The sequence below is a fragment of the Micromonospora sp. NPDC003776 genome, assembly GCF_053605645.1.
In genome coordinates this window covers 1-4,736 of the sequence record NZ_JBSGJR010000543.1, presented here as the reverse complement: position 1 = coordinate 4,736, position 4,736 = coordinate 1, and the positions used below count along the sequence as shown (strand labels likewise).

General features: G+C 74.1%; 4 protein-coding genes. All 4 read left to right on the top strand.

What is annotated here, in order from left to right; genetic code table 11:
• The first annotated feature begins 297 nt into the window (after positions 1-297).
• The 4 genes from ACWEVO_RS30440 to ACWEVO_RS30425 all read left to right on the top strand — a co-directional run bounded on the left by ACWEVO_RS30440 (position 298) and on the right by ACWEVO_RS30425 (position 4,484).
• A complete protein-coding gene (locus tag ACWEVO_RS30440; RefSeq protein WP_452310910.1) occupies positions 298-903 on the top strand; it encodes a class I SAM-dependent methyltransferase in 606 nt (201 codons plus the stop codon).
• A gap of 41 nt (positions 904-944) precedes the next feature.
• On the top strand, positions 945-2,621 hold the full coding sequence (locus ACWEVO_RS30435; protein WP_452310909.1) for an ABC-F family ATP-binding cassette domain-containing protein: 1,677 nt from the start codon (positions 945-947) through the stop codon (positions 2,619-2,621).
• Positions 2,618-3,415 (top strand): nucleotidyltransferase domain-containing protein, encoded by a 798-nt coding sequence (locus ACWEVO_RS30430; protein WP_452310908.1) that lies wholly within the window; start codon positions 2,618-2,620, stop codon positions 3,413-3,415. The genes ACWEVO_RS30435 and ACWEVO_RS30430 overlap by 4 nt, the downstream gene beginning before the upstream one ends.
• Before the next feature lie 106 nt (positions 3,416-3,521).
• Complete coding sequence (locus ACWEVO_RS30425; protein WP_452310907.1) at positions 3,522-4,484, top strand: aldo/keto reductase; 963 nt, start codon at positions 3,522-3,524, stop codon at positions 4,482-4,484.
• Positions 4,485-4,736: the final 252 nt, after the last annotated feature.

Sequence of the window (4,736 nt, the reverse complement as noted above, 5' to 3'; positions counted from 1 at the left end):
GTTAGGCTCGCGCCATGGCAGATCCGTTCCGGGTACGCGTCACCGTCCGCGGCTACGAACTCGACACCCAGGGCCACCTGAACCAGGCGGTGTACGGCCACGGACGGGCCCGACCCGGACCGCGGGTACTCCAGGAAGGCGTCCTCATCGGACTCGTACCGATACACCATGTGAGCCACAGTAGGGGCCGATTATCCCTTTCGGGGGTAATATCGGGAAATTCCGGCGACGTGGCGTCCCGCTCACCCCGCCGCACCGTCGCCGACGCCCGGCCCCAGCGGTGCGACAATGCCCGACGTGACCGGCGACCACTACTTCACCGCTGAGCCCACGACCGCCGCCCGGCCGCGCGAGGTCGAGTTCTCCGTCGCCGGGCGCGACTACACCCTCGCCTCGGCCGCCGGGGTCTTCTCGGCCGACCGGCTCGACCCCGGTACGGCCGTGCTGCTGCGCAAGGCCGACCTGCCGGCCGGCGACGTCACCGGTCCGCTGCTCGACATCGGTTGCGGTTTCGGCCCGATCACCTGCGTCCTGGCCACCGTCGCGCCGGCCGCCACCGTCTGGGCGGTGGACGTCAACCAGCGCGCCCGGGATCTCACCCGGGCCAACGCCGCCCGAGTCGGCGCCGCCGAGCGGGTCCGGGTGGTCGCGCCGGACGACGTACCGGCCGACCTGACCTTCGCGCAGATCTGGTCGAACCCGCCGATCCACGTCGGCAAGGCGGAGCTGCACGCGGTGCTGCTGCGCTGGCTGCCCCGGCTCGCCCCGGACGGGGTGGCCTGGCTGGTGATCGCCCGGCACCTCGGCGGCGACTCGCTGCACCGCTGGCTCGTCGAGCAGGGCTGGCAGGTGGACCGACAGGCCAGCCAGCGGGGCTTCCGGGTGCTGCGGGTCACCCGGTAATCGAGTGTCGCCCGGCGGGGCGTCTCGGGCAGGATGCCCGCGTGGGATACGTGGACGTGGCCGGCGTGGGACATCTTCTCCCGGACGGCCGGGAACTCTTCGCCGAGGTGTCGTTCCGGGTCGGTGAGGGCGCCAAGGTGGCCCTGGTCGGGCCCAACGGCGCCGGCAAGACCACGCTGCTCCGGATGGTCGCGGGTGACCTGCCGGTCAAGACGGGCGCGATCGCCCGCTCCGGCGGCCTCGGCGTGATGCGGCAGTTCATCGGCATGATCGGGGACGACTCGACCCTGGCCGACCTGGCGCTGTCGCTCGCCCCGCCGGCGCTGCGCGACGCCGGCCGGCGGCTCGCCGAGACCGAGGCGGCCATGCGGGCGGCCGAGGTCCGCGGCAAGTACAGCACCGCCGCCGGCAAGGCCCAGCTCGCGTACGCCGATGCCCTCGCCGCCTGGGGTGAGTCCGGCGGGTACGACGCCGAGGTGCTCTTCGACACGGTCGCCACCATCGTCCTCGACCTGCCCTGGGACGCCGCCCGGGAGCGTCCCGTCCGGACCCTCTCCGGTGGCCAGCAGAAGCGCTTCGCGCTGGAACTGCTGCTGCGCGGCCCGGACGAGGTGCTGCTCCTCGACGAGCCGGACAACTTCCTCGACGTGCCCGGCAAGCGCTGGCTGGAGGCCCGGCTGCGGGAGTCCGGCAAGTCCGTGCTCTACGTCTCGCACGACCGGGAGCTGCTGGCGCAGACCGCCGACCGGGTGGTCGCCGTGGAGGGCCGCAGCGCGTGGGTGCACCCGGCCGGCTTCGCCAGCTGGCACGAGGCCCGGGTGGCCCGGCACGCCCGCCTCGACGAGCTGCGCAAACGCTGGGACGAGGAGCACCAGAAGCTGCGCGAGCTGATGCTGATGTACAAGCAGAAGGCCGCGTACAACGACGGGATGGCCTCGCGGTACCAGGCGGCGCAGACCCGGCTGCGCAAGTTCGAGGCGGCCGGGCCGCCGCCCGTACCCCCGAAGGACCAGGACATCCGGATGCGGCTGACCGGCGGGCGGACCGGCAAGCGCGCAGTGATCGCCGAGCAGCTCGAACTCGACGGCCTGACCTACCCGTTCGACCTGGAACTCTGGTACGGCGACCGGGTCGCCGTGCTGGGCGCGAACGGGACGGGGAAGTCGCACTTCCTCCGTTTGCTCGCCCGGGGCGGGACCGACCCGGACCCGGTCAACATGCCGGTGGACGCGGCGGCGCTCGCGCCGGTCGCGCACGACGGGGCGGTCCGCCTCGGCGCGCGGGTCCGGCCCGGGCACTTCTCGCAGACCCACGACCGGCCGGAGCTGATGGAGAAGACGCTGGTCGACATCCTCTGGCGGGGCGACGAGCACCGCGCCGGGATGGACCGGCACGCGGCGATGGCGGCACTGTCCCGCTACGAGCTGGCCGGGCAGGGCGACCAGCGGTTCGGCACCCTCTCCGGCGGGCAGCAGGCCCGCTTCCTGGTGCTGCTGCTGGAACTCTCCGGGGCGACGCTGCTGCTGCTCGACGAGCCCACCGACAACCTCGACCTGGCCTCCGCCGAGGCGCTCGAGGCGGGACTGAACGCCTTCGACGGGACGGTGATCGCGGTGACCCACGACCGCTGGTTCACCCGTTCCTTCGACCGGTTCGTGCTCTTCCGCGGGGACGGTGAGGTGGTGGAGACCCCGGAGCCGGTCTGGGACGTCCGGTGATCGGCGACGCGCTGGTCGACCGGCTCTGCGCCGTCGACGGGGTGGTCGCGGTGGCGCTGGGCGGCAGCCGGGCAAGGGGCGAGCACCGACCCGACTCCGACTGGGACCTGGGCCTCTACTACCGGGGCGAACTCGACGTGGCCGGGCTGCGCGCGGTGGCCGACTCGGTCGCCGACGACCCGGTGGAGCTCACCGCGCCGGGCGGCTGGGGGCCGTGGGTCGACGGGGGTGGCTGGCTGCGGGTGGGCGGGGTTGCGGTGGACTGGATCTACCGTGACCTCGACCGGGTGCGCGCCGCCTGGTCCGACTGCCGGGCCGGCCGCTACACCGTGGGCGTACAGGCCGGGCACCCGCTCGGCTTCTACTCCCACGCGTACGCCGGTGAGGTGGCCCTCGGTCGGGTGCTCGGCGATCCGACGGGGGAGCTGAGCGAACTGAGGGCGGAGACGCTCGGCTATCCGCCTGCTCTCGGTGCCGCCCTGGTAGCCGGCGGCTGGGAGGCGGGGTTCCTGCTGGACGGGGCGGCGAAGGGCGCGGCCGCCGGAGACGCCGGCTACGTGGCCGGCTGCCTGTTCCGGGCGGTCGGCGTGCTGGTCCACGCCCTGCACGGCCGGGCCGGGCGGTGGCTGGTAAACGAGAAGGGCATGATCACCGCCGCCGGGCGGCTGCCGGGCGCACCGACCGGTTTCGCGTCCCGGGCGCACCATCTGCTCGGCGCCGTCGGGCGTACCCCGGAGGAACTGACCGCGACGCTGGCCACCGCGCGGGGGCTGGTCGCGGAGGTCCTCGGCTGAGCGGGGCCGGCCGCCGGCGGCGGGCCTCTCCGCCCCCCGGGCCCGTGCCGCCGGAGGGGGCCGAGCCTGCGGGCTCGACCGGTGGCCCGGTGGTGGGCGGCATAGGGTGGATCTCGTGACTGAGATGACCTACCGCCGGCTGGGCGACTCCGGACTCGTGGTGTCCGTGGTCGGCATCGGCTGCAACAACTTTGGCCGCAAGCTCGACATCGACGGCACCCGGGCGGTGGTCGACGCCGCGCTGGACGCCGGGATCAACTTCTTCGACACCGCCGACATCTACGGCGAGCCGCAGGGCGGCTCCGAGGAACTGCTCGGCCAGGCGCTCAAGGGCCGCCGGGACGACGTGGTGGTGGCCACCAAGTTCGGCATGGACATGCACGGCCTCAACGGGCCCGACCACGGCGCCCGGGGCGCCCGCCGGTACATCGCCCGCGCGGTCGAGGCGTCGCTGCGCCGGCTCGGCACCGACCACATCGACCTGTACCAGATGCACGAGCCCGACCCGGAGACGCCGATCGACGAGACCCTCGCCGCCCTGGACGACCTGGTCCGCGCCGGCAAGGTCCGGTACCTGGGCAACTCGAACTTCGCCGGCTGGCAGATCGCCGACGCCGACTGGACCGCGTCCTCCCAGGGGCGTACCCGGTTCATCTCCGCGCAGAACCACTACTCGCTGCTGGAACGGAGCGTCGAGGCGGAGGTCATCCCGGCGTGCGAGCGGTTCGGGCTGGGCATGCTGCCGTTCTTCCCGCTGGCCAACGGCCTGCTCACCGGCAAGTACCACCGGAACGCGGCGCCCCCGGCCGGTAGCCGGCTTTCCGGCGGCGGCCGCTACGCCGAGCGGCTGGCGGCGGCGGACTGGGACACCATCGAGGCGATCGAGGCGTACGCGGCCGAGCGCGGGCTCACCATGCTCCAGGTGGCCATCGGCGGGCTGGCCGCCCGCCCGGCGGTGACCTCGGTGATCGCCGGCGCCACCACCCCCGAGCAGGTACGCGCCAACGCCGAGGCAGGTACGTGGCAGCCCACCGACGAGGACCTGGACGCCCTCGACGCCATCCTCTGACCGCCTTCGCCCGCTGTCCCCGGCGCCGTGTTCATCGGCCCCGGGGGCAGCGTGCTAACCGGCCCCACGCCGGTCGGCAGCCCGACGCCGTCCCGTTGGCGCCGACCGATGGCGCGATGCCGTGCGTGCGTGCGTGGCGCAGCGGTGTGGCGGCCCGGCGCGCGACCAGCCGCGCCATGGCGGGCGAAGGCGGTCGGGGGGGCGGCCGAATTGGTTACGCGGGGGGTGTTGCTGCCCGGGGGGGGCCCCCCC